Source organism: Veillonella sp. AS16, from assembly GCF_000517785.1.
Taxonomy (GTDB): Bacteria; Bacillota; Negativicutes; order Veillonellales; family Veillonellaceae; genus Veillonella; species Veillonella denticariosi.
In genome coordinates, this window is record NZ_AZYX01000021.1 from 51,656 (window position 1) to 68,494 (window position 16,839).

Sequence of the window (16,839 nt, forward strand, 5' to 3'; positions counted from 1 at the left end):
TTATTGTTGTAACCATTTTGCAATATCAAGGGCATGGTATGTGATGATGATCTTGGCCCCGGCCCGCTTCATGGATAGCATCGTCTCCATCACGAGTCGTTCCTCGTCGATGAGGCCTGCCGCGGCTGCGGATTTAACCATCGCGTATTCTCCGGACACATTGTATACGGCCACCGGTAATTCATAGCGGTCGCGCGCTTCACGGACGATATCCAGATAGGACAATGCCGGTTTAATCATGATGATGTCCGTGCCTTCCGCAATATCGAGTTCGATTTCTCTGAAAGCTTCCAATCGATTCGCCGGATCCATCTGATAGGATTTACGGTCCCCGAATTGAGGTGCGGAGTTTACGGCGCCACGGAACGGACCGTAATAAGCGGACGCATATTTCGCGGCATAACTCATGATGGATACATTTTTATATCCCGCCGCATCGAGGGCTTCACGGATAGCGCCGACACGGCCGTCCATCATATCGGACGGCGCCACCATATGAGCACCTGCTTCCGCCTGGCTTACCGCCACCTTACAAAGTAGCGGCAACGTTTCATCATTCAGGATTTCGTGATCTTCGATCATGCCGCAATGACCTGTCGATGTATATTGGCACAAGCATACGTCAGAGATAACCAAAAGATTAGGCACCGCCTGACGAATCGCTTTAATCGCCTGTTGTACAGGCTGCGACATATCCCATGCTGAGGAACCCTGTTCGTCCTTATAGGTAGGAATGCCGAAGATTTCTACGCCGCGAATGCCGAGATCGTATGCTTCCTGAGCAACTTTCACGGCCTCATCAACGGACAAATGGTATTGCCCCGGCAATGTGTCAATTTCTTTTTTGATACTTTCACCGGGAACGATAAATAACGGATAAATTAAATCGGATACGTCGAGTGTCGTTTCGCGCACCAAATCCCGCATTTCAGGATTGATACGCAAGCGGCGAGGACGATATGTTAAGTCGTACATGTAATCCTCCTATCGCCCTGTACGGGCTAATTAAAATTGAACGCCAGCTCATAAATATGCAATAGAGTATTACCGATTTCATAAACAGAAACCAGCTATGTCCTATCCCATTCAGGCATTAGCATCCTTTACAATGGCATTAACCAGGCCATCGGTTGTATATACGTCGCTGATAATGTGCGGACTAAGACCCGCACTCATAGCGGTGGCAGCCGTAATCGGTCCGATGCAGGCAATCCTGGTATTAGCCAATAGTTTTAATGCATCTTCACCCAACAGCTGAATCGTATTTGTCACCGTAGAGGAGCTTGTAAACGTAATGTAATCCACAGAGCCCTCAGTCAACGCATTAATCAAGGCCTCCTGTTGAGATGTATCCTGTGTCGTTTCGTACAGGCGCAAAATGTCTACATTCATATCGCGGTGACGCAAGCAACGCGGAATGACATCACGTGCCACCTTCGGTTGAATCAACAATACGGAGTCGCCCGCATTCAGTTCTTCTTCAAGGGCCTCAACGGCGGATTCCGCCTTGTAATCAGCAGGGATAATATCCGGCACGATACCGTATTTACCAAGTTCACGGGCCGTCGCACAACCGATGGCTGCCACCTTTGCATAGCCTAAGGCACGTGTATCCTTGCCTTCTTTATAAAGTGCATCGAAGAAATAGCGAACACCTTCACCGGATGTGAATACCACGCATTGATATGTATTGGCATTCGCGATGATACGCTTATCCTCATCGAAAAGGTCCATCGGTATCGTCTTGATAGCGGCCGCTTCAACCACATTGGCGCCCTGTGCCATCAACTTTTCACGAAAAGCGCTCGCTTGAGCACGGGCTCGGGTAACAACGACGGTTCTACCGAACAGCGGTTTATTATCGAACCATTGCAATTTCTCCCGAAGATTTACCACATCGCCTACAACGATGATGGCAGGGGCTTTTAACTGAGCCTTCTCCACATCCTCCACTACATGTTCAAGGGTAGACACCAATACCTCCTGTACGGGCTTCGTGCCCCAACGAACGAGCGCGACCGGTGTAGACGGCGCGCGACCGTAGGTCATCAATTTCTCCGCAATAACAGGCAAATTGCCGACACCCATTACAAAGCAAAGTGTATCCACCGCAGTCGCAAGGCCTTCCCAATGAATGCCGGAAACGGATTTTGTCGGATCCTCATGGCCCGTAACAACCGCAAAGGATGTGGCCATAGCCCGTTGCGTTACAGGAATCCCCGCATAAGCAGGCGCCGCAATCGGCGAAGTAACACCGGGAACAAATTCAAAGGGAACACCGGCTTCGCCAAGGGCCATAGCCTCTTCTCCGCCACGACCGAACACGAGAGGATCGCCGCCCTTCAGACGGGCCACGATTTTACCTTCTTTCCCTTTTTGCACCAATAATTCATTGATTTCCCATTGATGCATCGTGTGATCCTTACACTGTTTACCCGCATAAATAAGTTCCGCATCGGGACGAGCCCATTCTAACAGATGAGCATCCGCCAAATAGTCATATACAATTACATCTGCACGCTCGATGCACTCTCGACCTTTTACGGTAATTAATTTTACATCACCGGGGCCTGCACCGATTAGATATACCATACCTGTCATTTTATGATTCCTTCCTCTATAAGGGCTTCCACAATATGCTTGCCCCCTTCTTCATATAAGGCTCTCGCAAGATTTTTCCCGAGAATTTCACCCTTTTTAGCGGGACCGGAAATCTCACCTTCGTATACGGTCCTGCCGTCAAGGGATGCAATCATCGCCCTTAATCGTAGCTGCCCCTTTTCGATGGTGCCGTGAACGCCCATCGGCACCTGGCAACCGCCGTTGAGTTGACGCAGAAAACTGCGCTCCCCTTCTACGGCATAACGCGTCGCTTCATCATTGATAGGCGCCAGCATTTCGAGCATTTCCGAGTCATCCGCACGGCACTCGATAGCAAGCGCCCCCTGGCCCACAGCGGGAATCATTTCATCCGCCGTAAACACCTGCGTAATCTGATTCTCCAGACCTAGCCGTTTAAGACCGGCCTGCGCCAACACGACGCCATCCAGATTGTCCGTCTCAATCTTACTGAGGCGAGTCTGTACATTGCCGCGGATAACCTCTACGCGTAAATCGGGACGCACATGAAGCAGCTGTGCCTGACGACGTAAACTGCTCGTACCGATGCGGGCACCTTGAGGCAGTTTATCGAGTGTCTTATACTCAGGACTCACAAGGGCATCATAGGGAACTTCACGAGCGGAGATAGCGCCTAAGGTCAAGCCTTCCGGTAATTCCGTAGGCATATCCTTCAGGCTATGTACGGCAATATCGATGTCTCCGTCGTGCATAGCCGCTTCCAGTTCCGCCGTGAATAATCCCTTGCCGCCCACTTGAGCGAGCGGTTTTTCCAAGATACGGTCCCCTTTTGTATTAAAGTGAACCAGCTCCACTGAAACGCCGGGATACAGACGCTTCAATTCCGCACTAATATGTTCAGCCTGCCATAGGGCAAGGGCACTTTTTCGCGTGCCGATACGAATATGATCTCTCATGGCATCAGCCTTCTTTCTCAAGATTAAACATATCTTTGAATAATTCCCAGTACAGACCTTCTTCCTCCGTACCTGCGATTTCATTGAAGTGAATCATAGGTTCCCGTAAAATCTTACGGGTAATCATACGACTCATGGAGTCCATAATGCGTCGCTCCTTATCGGAAATATCCGGTAATTTCGCGAGCGCCCTGTGTAATTCACGACTTCGTATGCGCTCAGCCTTCTCCGTCAATAAGGCCATCATAGGACGAACGGATAAATAACTTAGCTTATCCAATAAATCTTCGATGGCTTCGTGAATGATCGGTTCAGCCCGGCGCGCCTCTTCCTCGCGTTGCGCCTTATTTTCCTCTACGACGCTTTCAAGAGAGTCAATATTAAATAAATAAATTCCATCGATATCAGCCACAGCCGGATCAATATCGCGCGGTACGGCGATGTCAATCATAACAATCGGTTCTCCCTCGCGCAGTTGAACGATTTTTTTCGCTTCTTTAGGGGTGATGATATAATGTGGCGCCCCCGTCGATGTGATGAGAATATCCGCATTCTTCGCCTGTTCCACGAAATGATCGAGCTTGACCGCCTTGCCGTTAAAGCGTTTTGCCAACGCTTCCGCCTTAGCAAAGGTACGGTTCGACACGAATATGGTCTTTACCCCTTTTGCCTGCAAGTGAGTCGCCGTCAATTCGCTCATCGTTCCGGCCCCTAAGATGAGGACCGTCGCCTCGGATAACGGTTTATCCAGACTGTCCTCCGCAAGATTGACAGCCGTATAGCTGACCGATACCGGCGTATTCGCAATACCCGTATTGGTACGTACCTTTTTACCGACACCAATGGCACGTTGAAATAGAATATTAAAAATTGTACCTGTACAGCCTGCGCTATACGCCTGAATATAAGCCCCTTTTAACTGACTCAAAATCTGGCCTTCCCCCAACACAAGGGAATCGAGACTGGCGGACACGCGGAACAGATGCTCAATACAATCTCTTTCCTCATAGAAAAAGAATGCTTTCTCATCAATTGCCTCGGCGCCCTTCAAGTCTTGTAACAGCCTTAACATATACGTCTTCGGGCAGTCCACATCCTCTAAAACGGCATAAATTTCCGTTCTGTTACATGTGGATAATATAACGCATTCTGAAATAGAATCATACTCATAGAGGCGGTTCAGTGCTTCGACTACCTCGTCCTTTTCAAACGAGAAACGTTCACGCACCTCCACAGCGGCACTTCTATGATTTAGACCTAATACCACTAATTGCATGGCGTAGTTTCTCCTCTATACTTCTCCACTCTCCCTTGAGAATGGCTTCAAATGTATCCTCCGTTAAATGGTCCCGCCAGAACTGCTGACGGGCCTCCGGTGTGGGAAGCAGTAACTTTACTTCTTCTCTAAATATTTTAAGTCCGGGCATAGCCTTTTGCAACTGATCATAACGATTCATCATATCTCGTCTCACCAGCCGATTGATACGCGGCCCCGCATGATTGGCACCGATGGCGATATGTAAATCACCCAGATCCAGCGAGGACGGCACTGTGAAAGTACACGCTGACGGGTTATCGCTACGATTCGTCCACACGCGATGGGCCTGACCTAATTCATATAATCGATCATTTAATTCATGATTATCCGTGCAGACAAACAACAATCTGCTTTGAGCGATGAGTGATTCATCATCTTCCGTGAAAGCCCTCTCATGCCAGGTGAGACGTTTTTCTCTGTCCCAGGTACCGACCGCTGCCGTCGCAGACGGCGCTATAACCACAATCCGGCAGGGCTCATCGATAAATAGTCGAATCCGTCTCTCCGCAACCTCACCGCCGCCGATGAACAAAATCATATCTTCAGTTGTGGGTTGAAATGTGATGGATACCATAACTCACCTGCTATAATAAAAAAATCGGCTTGATGGTCAAGCCGATTTTTAATTGCCTACATAAATCGTTTAAGGTATACGCCGATACGCCCCTTTCGGGATGTACCTGTAATGGCTTCCACCTTCATTCGGCCACGACCGCGCATGGAAATGACATCTCCCTCTTTTACCTCTTGAGATGCCCCCTTAGCCGGTTGCCAGTTTACCTGCAGTAATCCGGCGTTGATAGCGCTCACCAATTTGGTTCGGGATACGCTGAACCCGGAACTTGCCACCGCATCTAAACGCAAAGATGCGACAGTAGTACGTACTTCTTTAATTTTTTCTTCCTTCGGGGCAATGTCCGCAAGCTCAATCGGCTCTACAGACACGGAAACCATAGCAATCTTCGTAAAGTTCTGAATGACAAAGTCCGCTACGCTTTCATCCACCAGGATTTGAGCGCCCCCCTGCTGTACGATTACATCACCGAATTTGGAGCGATCAACACCGAGACCCATCAAAGAGCCCAGCACATCGCGATGAGTGAGCAATCGGAACCGAGGGTCCCAGTTCACCTTTAACGCGCGGATACCCATGTCCACAGTACCGTTAAAGTCGCTATCTACAAAGGCGATGCGGATACGTTCCGCCCCTTCATAACCGCCATCGGTTTTCACCGACAGCTGCGGATAATTCGCCTTTATCGCATCGGCGATAACAAGGCCCGCAGGGCTCGTAAAGTCCGCCACACGATAGGGCTTGCCCTTTACCACCTGCTCCGCAAGGTCCAGCATACGGCGCGCTTCTTCGCCGCTACCGCTGGCTTCAAAATATCGAATTAATTTACTAGTATCTGCCAAAATTATTTCCCCAATTCATTCGACCGAGCAAGGCATGCCGCAACACCGTCCTGGATGGCACTGCGCAATCCGCCCTTTTCCATAGCCCCGATACCGGTGATAGTCGTACCTCCCGGGCTCGTTACCTGATCGCGTAACACAGCCGGATGCAGTCCGCTATCAAGGGCCATCTTACCGGCACCGTACATGGTCTGTGCGGCGGCCTTAATGGCCAGTTGACGAGGCAGTCCGATACGAACGCCCGCATCGGCTAAGGCATCAAGGATGACAAACATATAGCCGGGACCGGCTCCGGATAAAGCGCCCAATCGGTCAAGATCGGCTTCGCTTACCACCGCCACTTCTCCGACGGCTTCGAACAAAGCCTGCACACCGCGGGCTACGTCCGTTTCCATATCATCCCCGGTGAGAGCGGTCATGCCTACCCCTATGGCTGCCGGTGTATTAGGCATAGCTCTGAACCATTTAGCTTGTGGAACAGCTTCTTTCAAAGTATCCAATGTAACCCCGGCGGCTACGGATATCATCGTCGTCCCGTATGCTACTTGGCTCAATGCCTCCAGCACAGCCGGTAACACCTGAGGCTTTACGGCCAGCAATATGGTATTATAGTTCCTTACATCAGGCATCGCGGTAAATCCTGCAACACCCAATTCATCCGTCAGTTCCCGGCATTGCTCCTCGCGACGTACCAGAATATGCGTGTCACACGCTTGTAACACGCCATGCTGCAACGCACCGCGAAGCAGAGCTCCGCCCATCGAACCGACACCGATGCATAAGGTTTTACCTAACATATTTGTCACCGCCATTTTCAGGAAATTTATTTATTTTGCCAAGAATATTCGTTTTGCTCGGTGCTGCTTTCATTATCATTGTAATCAATAGAAATGTTAACAGGTACGCACATGAAAATGTCCTTACCTACCTTTTCCAATTTTCCATCCAAGGCAAAGGTCGCGCCGGATACGAAATCTACAATACGAGCAGCTTCATGAGGATCCGTATTTTCAAAATTGATCAATACGGGACGCATATCGCGCAATTGATGCGTAATATTTTCAGAATCCTCAAATACCTTTGGTTCAATAACAATTACTTTCATTGCCGTTGGACGTTGTGTCATTGTAGATTGGCCTCCTACCTTGCGTGGATGAAATTCAGATGCGCCGGATACAGGGGCCGCTGCTACAGGAGCGATTTCATCCTCGTATTCCTCTTCATCTTCATAATCGTAATCATCATATTCATAGTCGTCATCATTTTTCGCTAAGAATAAGTTTTTTGCTTTGTCTAAGTAATCTCCCAATGCCATGGATTTTTCCTCCTGATAAAACTAACGCGGTATAAACTGAGTAATACAAAAATTTAGTAATATACACGTTCCCCAAAAATAGCTGTGCCTACACGAACGATGTTGGCGCCCTCTTCCAAAGCCACCTCAAAGTCGTGAGTCATCCCCATAGATAAATATTGAATCTGCCCCTCTTCGAAATAGCGTCTCATATCCTCATACAAGGCATGAGCTACGCGGAAGATGGGACGTGCTTCCTCCGGATCATCGAAGAAAGGCGCGATGCACATCATTCCCCGAACCCGCACATGAGGCAACGTCTTCGCGTAATCCCGAATATCCGGAAATTCCTCGACGGACATGCCGGACTTCGACTCCTCACGGGCTATATTGACCTGCAACAATATGTCCTGCACTTTATCGTGCTTTGCAGCCACCTTCTCGATTTCATCCAATAATTTACGACTGTCTACGGAGTGAATGAGATCAAACATAGGAACCGCCTGACGCACCTTGTTGACCTGCAGATGACCGATCAAATGCCATGTCAATCGAGGTCCTTTATAGAGCATCTGCTTTTCCTTCGCCTCTTGTACTCGATTTTCCCCCACATGAGTTACACCGAGACCGGAAATCTCTTCAATAGCGGAAACAGGATGATTCTTTGTAACCGCCACCAGAATAGCCGTATCCACGCGACCGGCACGCGCCATAGCATCCGCCATGCGCTGCTGTACTGCGTGCAGGGATTCTTCAATCATGTGAAAGTCCCCCTTCAATCTCTATATAATAATAAACAAATATATCAGTATAGACTATTCTATTATATAGTATTTAGCCGCGAATGTATATCGTTTACCGCATATACCATGCGAATTTCTGACATGATACAGTATATTTCTACGCATTTTAATTATATTCGCGGTGCGGCATTATCGCGCCCGAAGCATACCGAATAACGCCATGCGACCTGTTATACCATTTTCACGGCGATAGGAATAACAATCCGCCGCTATCATGCTGTCCGTTCCGCCGATGCAGATATGTTCTTTAGGCACACCGTGAACAATGAGGCCTTCTTCGATAAAAGCCCACAAATTAACATAGCCTTTATCTCTATGAACGTCTGCAGATGTAGCGTCACGGTCATTCATATCACTGCCACTTTCCCTACAATTCATTGCGTTATCAGAACTATCGAAGCTTTCGGAGCAATCCGACGGTATACCATCAAGCGAACTGCTGTTCCTATAACGAACCAGATCCGTTACCTCCCGATTCGTCATGACCAGCCAGGACTGTTCAAATCGCTTCGCTAACCCGCAGTCTACCTCAAAGGATTCGGGCCCGATGCTGGGACCCAAGTAAACATAACAGTCTTCGAACTTTGTTCCGTATACAGCATGCATGGTCTCGATAGTCCGAACCGGCAAATGGTCGATAGCGCCGCGCCAGCCCGCATGCACTACAGCCAATGCATGGTGTGCCGCATCATAAATGCCGACACCCACACAATCGGCGGTAAATAATAATAACGGCACATTCGGAATCTTTGTGAATATGGCATCGCAGTCATCAACAGCCGTCTCGCTGTTAAAGGCACCGGCCCCGATATGCTGTTCCGTAATCTCTACAACCTTTAAGCCATGCACCTGATTTCCGCAAGTAATACGGCCTGCATCAACGCCTAAATAGTCTGTAATAACAGAACGATTACGACGTACCGACTCCGGATCGTCCCCCACGTGAAAGGCTAAATTTAAAGAGTCGTACGGTTTTTCCGACACTCCACCGTGACGGTACGTGTCCCCCATGACGACCGGAAAATGGTTAGCCCACAGAGGTTGCTCATACGACCACTTCCCATAAGGGCCTTCGACATCAATGCGCTCCACGTCATTTTTCATAGGTTATAAAACGCCCTTTCTATACAGGATTATCAATATGTACCAAGCCATTTACATATACAAAGTTACATCCCTAAAGTTATTCACATACACCGCAGCGCTTACAGCCGTCCGCACACGGAGGCGTATAGGCTTCATCAAGAGACCGTTTCCATTCCATCTCCAGATATCCGTCCCGTAAGCCCATGTCGAGATGGCTCCACGGCAGGCATTCATCAAAGCTGCGTTCCCGATAGTTCATATCATCCATATCGAGGCCGGCCGCTTTCATCTCCGCCTTAAAGGATTTACTGCCCCTATCTGCCGCACAGGCGGCGATGACGGCGCCTAAGCGTCGGTCTCCGCGAGCAAGCACACCTTGAATATAAGCTTCCTTCGGCGATTCTACGAGAACCTCGATGCGGCGATTCTTCTGCAGTGATTTTTTTATATATTGCAACTTCCGTTCCACATCTTTCTGATGAGCCATCGCCATCCATTGAAACGGTGTAAACGGCTTCGGTATAAACGGATTGATGCTCAAGGTCAACCGCCCTTTACAACCCACTTCGGCCATATGTACCTGGGTGCGCTCCGCAAGGCTGATGATAGCATCAATATCTTCATCCGTTTCCGTCGGCAAGCCGATCATGATATACAGTCGCATATGTTGAATGCCTGATTTGGCGGACAAGGTGGCGGCATTTCGTAAATGCTCCTCGCTGATGCCCTTGTTGATAACGCGACGCAAACGTTCACTGCCCGTTTCCGGTGCGATGGTAATCGTCTTTTGACCGCTGTCCGCAAGACCGTCCACAACGGCTTGTGTCAACGAATCGGCCCGCAAAGATGCACAGGAGTAGCGCATATCCTTTGAACGAATATAGGTCACCAAGTCATCCACCTCAGGATAATCGGAGATGGCGGCCCCCATAAGGCCTACTTTCTTACCGAGCCGCTCCGCCCGATTGACACCTTCTTTCAGAACCTCTAAGGAGCGTACACGAGGCACCCTGAAACAGTAACCGGCCATACAGAACCGGCAATGACGTCCACAGCCGCGAGCCACTTCGATAATGTACATGGCACCGAACTCCGTATAATTCGTCGCCACCACCGTCTCTCCGCCGCTCGTCAACGGCCCGAAGTGACGACGTATACGCTTCGGCGCATCACCGGAAATATCATAGCCCGTAAAGCGATTTTTCTCATCATACCGCGGCGTATAGAGCACAGGCACATACACACCGTCGATATTCGACAAAGATGCTATGACCTGTTCCCTGCTTTCACCACGATTGCGCCCCTCCCGAATACGATCCAATACGGAGGTAACAACGCCCTCCCCTTCACCGATAATACAGGCATCGATAAAGTCCGCAAAAGGTTCAGGGTTAAAGGTTGCACAAGGTCCGCCGGCGATAACAATGGGATCGAATTCAGTTCTGTCACGACTCATCACAGGCACGCGTCCGTGGCGCAGCATCAGAGGAATATGGAAATAGTCCATCTCAAAGGTCACATCGAAGGCGACCACATCGAACTGATGCATGGCGCGCCGGGTTTCGATGCTCATAAGCGGCGTTTTGGTCTTATCATATGCATCCAATTCCTTTTTCTCAGGCAGAAAAATCCGCTCACACACGCTGTCAGGACGTAGATTTATTTCTTCATAAATGATATGAAGCCCCAAATTACTCATACCCACATAATACGTGTTCGGGTAAACGATGGCCACCTTCTGCGATGCATGAGGGTTAATCGTCACACGACTGTCCTCATCTCTATGGAGTTGTTGTAATCGATCGATTAAATCCTTACGATTCACTACAATCCTTTCTATACGAATTCACTGAAAAAACAATTTAATACATTATGTTTTATCACATACCCCTGTATTTAATTTCAACTATTTTATATGGCTTACCTTGTCACTGACTTTATCACTGACCTTCTGCACTAACCGAGGACGATGTTTCTTTTCATACGGATAAAGAACAACCTCACCATCTATATATTCAGCAATGTAAATCTCCTTAACGGTATAACCTTTGTTCTTTACTTCCTGTTCGAGCCATTCCTTATCTTTTTCGATAAGGTCCAATATGAAAGTATTAATCTGACCGTCATTGATGAGATCGAATCGGATATTATCCTCTCCGTATTGAACAACAGTAAGGGCACCGTTCTGTTCAAGTACGGCCCGTTTGACATCCTTTACATATTGGATGCCCGCCCCGCGCAATTTAAGTTTCAGTTCCGCCGCCTGAATACCGTAGCGCATACATTCCTCTGTAAGAACGACACCCTTTTCGATGACGATTACCGGATGACCGTCCAAAATGGTTTTAAAAAATCGTAGATTCCCTTTCAGGAATTTAAGGGTCATAACCAGAATAGTCCACAAAATAAGAACGAGCATAAACTGTAAAATACCGATTTGATCGTTATAAATAATAGCGCCTATAATACCGCCCAGAACGTAATTTTGTAACTGATCCAGCGCGGATGTAGGTGCCAGGTTACCTTTCCCCATCAAGTTAATCTGTAAGATAATCGCTAAAAGACCTATGGCGAGTTTTGCAAAAATCATGCCATAGATGATCATAGATTCTGTCATATACACTCCTCCTTAAGGTAGTACTTCATCCTTGTCATGTATCCGATCCGTCGGATTCACCGTATATACACGCGTAATAGTATAGGTCGTATATTCAGGGTTAAACTGCACCTCATAATACGCATCACTGACCTTTAAAATCATACCGTTACGTACCTTTAAGGAATTGACCGCCAACTGATCACGCGGTACGGATCGATCATTGCTGAAAGCATTCAGAAACGTAAGCATCCGCGATGAATCCTCCGAATTGGATCTCATGCGTCCGTATTCCTGATACTCCATGCCGAGAAAAAAGACCACAATAAGAGATAAGATAACCGTCAAATCACGATAGCGACTCGTAAAACCGTTACGCATGACTTGAATACCAACAATCAGTAGGCCCAGCAAAACAACTAAGAAACTGATAAACAGCCACATATTTCCCGTTGTAATTTGGCTCTCCACATAGGAAACAGTATAAAAATCCATATAATTCGCTCCTTTCAAATATAATTTATTATACCATACAACACATTAAATTTTTCGATATAAAGATATTGTCACAGCCATTATTTTACAAAAAAGAACAGCCCCGAAAGGCTGTTCTTTCTGTGATACACTTTATGAGTATTATTTTAACCAGCTCATCAAGTTGCGAAGTTCCGCACCAACCGGTTCGATTGGATGATTAGCCGCCGCTTCGCGATGTTCTTTAAGGAATTTCTGACCGTTCTTGGAATCCGCCAAGAATTCATCAGCAAATTTACCGGATTGAATATCCGCCAGGATTTGTTCCATAGCTTTCTTAGTATCTGCAGTGATTACGCGAGGACCTGCATAGTAGTCACCGTATTCAGCAGTGTTGGAAATGGAATGGCGCATCTTTTGGAAGCCGCCTTCGTAGATAAGATCGACGATCAATTTCATTTCATGCAGGCATTCAAAGTACGCATTTACAGGTTCATAACCGGCTTCAGTCAATACTTCAAAACCTGTTTTGATCAATTCAGTTATGCCGCCGCACAATACAGCTTGTTCACCGAAAAGGTCGGTTTCCGTTTCGGATTTAAAGTTGGTTTCCAAGATACCGGATCGACCGCCGCCGATACCGGATGCCCATGCCAAGGCAACTTCTTCAGTGTCGCCGGACGGGTCTTTTTCTACTGCGTACAAGCAAGGAACGCCGGAGCCTTCCTGGTATGTACGACGAACTAAATGGCCAGGGCCTTTAGGCGCCACCATGAATACATTTACGTCTTCACGAGGAACGATTTTACCGAAGTGAATGTTGAAACCGTGAGCAAATGCCAAGTATGCGCCTTTCTTCAAATTAGGAGCGATATCCTTAGCATAAACATCTGCCTGCAATTCGTCCGGAATCAATACCATAACGATGTCCGCACCCTTAACAGCTTCCGCCGTTTCTTTTACGGTAAGACCTGCTTCTTCTGCCGCTTTCCAGCTGGAAGATCCGCCACGAAGTCCGATTGTCACATCCATGCCGTTTTCTTTCAAGTTCAATGCATGCGCATGACCTTGAGAACCGTAACCTAAGACTGTAATTTTTTTGCCTTCCAATTTGCTCAAATTACAATCCGCATCATAATAAACTGTAGTACCTAAAATTTTACCTGCCATGTTAGACAACCTCCAATGATATTCAAATAGAATATGTAATATATACTGTACACGAGCTTACATATATACATAAGCTGTGGAGTACATTTGTTCATTATCAAAGGACTATATGAATATCCCATGATAAAACGCAATAACTATTGCACGATAACCCACGGACGGTCCCGCTCCCACACGACCTGTACGGTCATGCCGAATACGTCTGACAAAACGGAGTCCGTCAGGACATCCTGTTTCGGGCCCGCACGAATGATTCTGCCCTCCTGCAAAATCGCCACATGCGTAATTACGGGCAATATTTCCTCAATCTGATGTGAAACGTAGACAATCGGCGTGTGCTGCTCCTCTACGAGGGACTCCACGGTTCGCAGGAATTTCTCCCGAGCCGGTAAATCAAGCCCTGCACAAGGCTCATCCAAAATGAGCAAATCCGGGTCGGCCATGATAGCCCGCGCCAATAAAACACGACGCTGTTCACCGGCGGACAGGGTATGGAACCGATGCCCCTCCAGATAGGCGAGTCCGAATTCATCGAGTAACCGCATACCCTTCGCACGAGTCATGTCATCCACCGTCCGGTAAATACCGATACTGCTGAAAGCACCGGAAATGATGACGTCTTCCACCTTTTGTTTGTCCAGTGTCGATTGAAACTGTCCCAATGCGGAACTGACGAAGCCGAGACGCGCCTTGATTTTCGGCCACGCATATTTGCCGAATTCACGGCCGAATACGCGAAGCGTTCCCGTCGTAGGAATCTGATACGCCGGTATCATGCTGAGCATCGTCGATTTACCGGCCCCGTTCAGTCCGAGCAGGGCCCAGTTTTCACCGGACTCCACATGCCAATTGACATTGTCCAAAATCGGCCTGCCGTCACGCAGAAAACAGACGTTTTCATAATGGAGTAACTCATCCCCCACAGTATCATCTCCTAAATCTTTTCTCCACGACTCATAGCGGTAATACCGGTTTTAGCGATTTCAAGGATACCGTAGGTCTCCATGATCTGGATAAAACCACGTAACTTTTCTTCACTGCCGATGACCTCGATAATCATGGACGTCGGAGAAATATCGAGCACATTGCCGCGATATACATCGGCAATCTGAACGATTTGAGACCGTGTGGATGCCGTCGCTTTCACCTTGATAAGCATCAGTTCGCGACAGACTACATCATGGTCCTCAAAGACCTTTACCTTAACAACATCGATGAGTTTATAAATCTGTTTCTGCACTTGGTCCAGTATGCGATCATCCGCCTCGACGGTAAGCGTAATCCGCGCATATCCCGGCGTATTCGTCACACCGGATGTCATCTTCGTAACGTTAAATCCGCGACGATTAAAGAGTGCCAGAATACGCGTCCCGATGCCGGGCGTATTCTTCGCAATGACTAAGACCTGATGTTCTTTTACCATCATAGCACCCCTTTCTTGCCCATCATACCGCTCACGGTGCCACCGGCCGGAATCATCGGCAATACATTATCCTCGCGGGACACGCGACAGTCCAGAATGATGCTGCCCGGAGATGTAATATATCGCTTAAAGTTCTTATCGAGAGCCTCTACGGTATCAAGACGGTCAGCTTTCAAACCGAAGGCATCCGCCAGTTTCAGGAAGTCCGGACTCACCTCCAGATCAACATAGGAATAACGACGGTCATTAAAGATTTCCTGCCATTGACGAACCATACCGAGATAACCGTTGTTGATGATGACGATTTTAATCGGCAGATTATATTGACGTACCATCATGAGTTCCTCAAAGGTCATTTGAAATCCGCCGTCACCTACGACAAGGATAACCTGCTTATCAGGGGCCCCCACTTGAGCGCCTATGGCAGCCGGCAAGCCGTAACCCATGGTACCCGCACCGCCCGATGTCACGATCGTATGAGGAGATTTATGAGTTAAGAACTGAGCCGCCCACATTTGATGCTGTCCTACATCTGTCACGATGACGGCATCATCATTGATAATTTTGTTGAGCTCCGACAACACATACTGAGGATGCAGTTCATCCTTGTCGGGCTCGGGCACCACCATCGGATATTCCTCCTGCCATTCGCGAATCTGCGCCAGCCACGGTTCGTGTGTCGCCGGTTCCACCAATGCGTTAAGATCGGATAATACATGTTTTAAATCGCCTACAATAGGCACATCGATGGCAACGTTCTTATCAATTTCCGCAGGGTCGATATCGATGTGAATAATCTTCGCCTTTTTGCAGAAGAAATCGGGATGACCCGTAATTCGGTCATGGAATCTGATACCCGCCGCAATGACGAGGTCCGCCTCATCCGTACAGTTGTTGGCCGCAACGGAGCCGTGCATTCCTACCATGCCGAGCGCCAGTTCGTGATTTCCCGGGAAACCGCCCAGGCCTACCAGTGTGTTGGTAACGGGAATCTGTGCCGTTTCCGCCAATTCCTTCAGCTCCGCCATGGCGTTAGCTTTCAAAATACCGGCACCGGCGATGATCAAAGGCCGTTTCGCATTTTTAATGAGCGTTGCCGCCTTTTTAATCTGACCCTGATGGCCCTTATAGGTAGGATCATATCCTTCCAGACTGATCGGAACCTCATACAATTTATTGTATTCAGCCAAGGATATCGTTTCCGTCTGAATATCCTTCGGAATATCGATTAATACAGGCCCCGGACGACCTGTACCTGCTATAAAGTACGCTTCCTTGATGATGCGGGGCAGGTTGTGAATATCCTGAACGAGATAATTATGCTTTGTAATCGGCATCGTAATCCCCTGGATATCCGCTTCCTGAAACGAATCTTTACCGATAAACGGACGGCCGACCTGACCGGTAATGGCCACCATCGGTACGGAATCCATATAAGCGGTCATGATACCCGTCACAAGATTCGTCGCGCCCGGTCCGGATGTAGCGAGGCATACACCTATTTTCCCTGATACACGCGCATAACCGTCGGCCGCATGAGCCGCCCCCTGTTCATGACGCACAAAATAATGTTTGATTTCAGGGAAGCTATAAATTTCATCATAAATTGGAATAACGGCACCGCCCGGATACCCGAACATATCGGTTACGCCGAGGCGATGTAGTGTTTCTAGGACAATTCGCGCCCCATTGATTGTTTCTGCACTCATAGGAACCCTTTCAA

The 16,839-nt window shown here is 48.2% G+C and carries 17 protein-coding genes; all 17 read right to left on the bottom strand.

The window, feature by feature from the left end:
* On the bottom strand, nt 1-975 hold the full coding sequence (gene hemB, locus HMPREF1521_RS07725) for a porphobilinogen synthase (RefSeq protein WP_038117825.1): 975 nt from the start codon (nt 973-975) through the stop codon (nt 1-3).
* A gap of 111 nt (nt 976-1,086) precedes the next feature.
* Complete coding sequence (gene cobA / locus HMPREF1521_RS07730) at nt 1,087-2,601, bottom strand: uroporphyrinogen-III C-methyltransferase (protein ID WP_038117831.1); 1,515 nt, start codon at nt 2,599-2,601, stop codon at nt 1,087-1,089.
* Nucleotides 2,598-3,536 (bottom strand): hydroxymethylbilane synthase, encoded by a 939-nt coding sequence (hemC, locus tag HMPREF1521_RS07735; protein ID WP_038117834.1) that lies wholly within the window; start codon nt 3,534-3,536, stop codon nt 2,598-2,600. The genes cobA and hemC overlap by 4 nt, the downstream gene beginning before the upstream one ends.
* Before the next feature lie 4 nt (nt 3,537-3,540).
* Entirely contained in the window at nt 3,541-4,812 is a 1,272-nt protein-coding gene (gene hemA / locus HMPREF1521_RS07740; protein ID WP_038117836.1) for a glutamyl-tRNA reductase, read from the bottom strand.
* Nucleotides 4,781-5,428: a bifunctional precorrin-2 dehydrogenase/sirohydrochlorin ferrochelatase gene (locus tag HMPREF1521_RS07745; protein ID WP_038117837.1), complete on the bottom strand. Its 648-nt coding sequence runs from the start codon at nt 5,426-5,428 to the stop codon at nt 4,781-4,783. Before HMPREF1521_RS07745 ends, hemA begins: the two co-directional genes overlap by 32 nt.
* A gap of 56 nt (nt 5,429-5,484) precedes the next feature.
* Nucleotides 5,485-6,270, bottom strand: coding sequence for an RNA-binding protein (locus HMPREF1521_RS07750; RefSeq protein ID WP_038117838.1), 786 nt, complete (start codon nt 6,268-6,270; stop codon nt 5,485-5,487).
* A 2-nt stretch (nt 6,271-6,272) separates the two neighbouring features.
* Nucleotides 6,273-7,067, bottom strand: a complete 795-nt coding sequence (gene proC, locus HMPREF1521_RS07755; protein ID WP_038117840.1) for a pyrroline-5-carboxylate reductase — start codon at nt 7,065-7,067, stop codon at nt 6,273-6,275.
* Between the two features lie 26 nt (nt 7,068-7,093).
* On the bottom strand, nt 7,094-7,585 hold the full coding sequence (locus HMPREF1521_RS07760; protein WP_038117842.1) for a cell division protein SepF: 492 nt from the start codon (nt 7,583-7,585) through the stop codon (nt 7,094-7,096).
* Between the two features lie 53 nt (nt 7,586-7,638).
* Nucleotides 7,639-8,325, bottom strand: coding sequence for a YggS family pyridoxal phosphate-dependent enzyme (locus tag HMPREF1521_RS07765; RefSeq protein WP_038117845.1), 687 nt, complete (start codon nt 8,323-8,325; stop codon nt 7,639-7,641).
* A 171-nt stretch (nt 8,326-8,496) separates the two neighbouring features.
* Nucleotides 8,497-9,471, bottom strand: a complete 975-nt coding sequence (locus HMPREF1521_RS07770) for a polyphenol oxidase family protein (RefSeq protein WP_038117847.1) — start codon at nt 9,469-9,471, stop codon at nt 8,497-8,499.
* A 79-nt stretch (nt 9,472-9,550) separates the two neighbouring features.
* The gene (locus HMPREF1521_RS07775; RefSeq protein ID WP_038117849.1) at nt 9,551-11,278 is read right to left on the bottom strand and encodes a radical SAM protein; all 1,728 of its coding nucleotides are present in this window, start codon (nt 11,276-11,278) and stop codon (nt 9,551-9,553) included.
* A gap of 81 nt (nt 11,279-11,359) precedes the next feature.
* Complete coding sequence (locus HMPREF1521_RS07780) at nt 11,360-12,070, bottom strand: DUF421 domain-containing protein (RefSeq protein ID WP_038117850.1); 711 nt, start codon at nt 12,068-12,070, stop codon at nt 11,360-11,362.
* 12 nt (nt 12,071-12,082) lie between these two features.
* Nucleotides 12,083-12,544: a DUF3290 family protein gene (locus tag HMPREF1521_RS07785; protein ID WP_038117851.1), complete on the bottom strand. Its 462-nt coding sequence runs from the start codon at nt 12,542-12,544 to the stop codon at nt 12,083-12,085.
* Nucleotides 12,545-12,685: 141 nt separating this feature from the next.
* Nucleotides 12,686-13,693, bottom strand: coding sequence for a ketol-acid reductoisomerase (ilvC, locus tag HMPREF1521_RS07790; protein WP_038117854.1), 1,008 nt, complete (start codon nt 13,691-13,693; stop codon nt 12,686-12,688).
* Between the two features lie 137 nt (nt 13,694-13,830).
* On the bottom strand, nt 13,831-14,616 hold the full coding sequence (locus HMPREF1521_RS07795) for an ABC transporter ATP-binding protein (protein ID WP_038117856.1): 786 nt from the start codon (nt 14,614-14,616) through the stop codon (nt 13,831-13,833).
* 11 nt (nt 14,617-14,627) lie between these two features.
* Complete coding sequence (gene ilvN, locus HMPREF1521_RS07800) at nt 14,628-15,116, bottom strand: acetolactate synthase small subunit (protein ID WP_038117884.1); 489 nt, start codon at nt 15,114-15,116, stop codon at nt 14,628-14,630.
* Nucleotides 15,116-16,825, bottom strand: coding sequence for a biosynthetic-type acetolactate synthase large subunit (ilvB, locus tag HMPREF1521_RS07805; RefSeq protein ID WP_038117859.1), 1,710 nt, complete (start codon nt 16,823-16,825; stop codon nt 15,116-15,118). The genes ilvN and ilvB overlap by 1 nt, the downstream gene beginning before the upstream one ends.
* Nucleotides 16,826-16,839 lie beyond the last annotated feature (14 nt).

Coding starts and splice junctions, on each gene's coding strand:
- HMPREF1521_RS07780 (WP_038117850.1), bottom strand. CDS start 12,070: ATGACAGAATCTATGATCATCTATGGCATGATTTTTGCAAAACTCGCC.
- HMPREF1521_RS07745 (WP_038117837.1), bottom strand. CDS start 5,428: ATGGTATCCATCACATTTCAACCCACAACTGAAGATATGATTTTGTTC.
- cobA (WP_038117831.1), bottom strand. CDS start 2,601: ATGACAGGTATGGTATATCTAATCGGTGCAGGCCCCGGTGATGTAAAA.
- ilvN (WP_038117884.1), bottom strand. CDS start 15,116: ATGGTAAAAGAACATCAGGTCTTAGTCATTGCGAAGAATACGCCCGGC.
- hemA (WP_038117836.1), bottom strand. CDS start 4,812: ATGCAATTAGTGGTATTAGGTCTAAATCATAGAAGTGCCGCTGTGGAG.
- hemB (WP_038117825.1), bottom strand. CDS start 975: ATGTACGACTTAACATATCGTCCTCGCCGCTTGCGTATCAATCCTGAA.
- HMPREF1521_RS07765 (WP_038117845.1), bottom strand. CDS start 8,325: ATGATTGAAGAATCCCTGCACGCAGTACAGCAGCGCATGGCGGATGCT.
- HMPREF1521_RS07760 (WP_038117842.1), bottom strand. CDS start 7,585: ATGGCATTGGGAGATTACTTAGACAAAGCAAAAAACTTATTCTTAGCG.
- HMPREF1521_RS07770 (WP_038117847.1), bottom strand. CDS start 9,471: ATGAAAAATGACGTGGAGCGCATTGATGTCGAAGGCCCTTATGGGAAG.
- ilvC (WP_038117854.1), bottom strand. CDS start 13,693: ATGGCAGGTAAAATTTTAGGTACTACAGTTTATTATGATGCGGATTGT.
- hemC (WP_038117834.1), bottom strand. CDS start 3,536: ATGAGAGATCATATTCGTATCGGCACGCGAAAAAGTGCCCTTGCCCTA.
- proC (WP_038117840.1), bottom strand. CDS start 7,067: ATGTTAGGTAAAACCTTATGCATCGGTGTCGGTTCGATGGGCGGAGCT.
- HMPREF1521_RS07785 (WP_038117851.1), bottom strand. CDS start 12,544: ATGGATTTTTATACTGTTTCCTATGTGGAGAGCCAAATTACAACGGGA.
- ilvB (WP_038117859.1), bottom strand. CDS start 16,825: ATGAGTGCAGAAACAATCAATGGGGCGCGAATTGTCCTAGAAACACTA.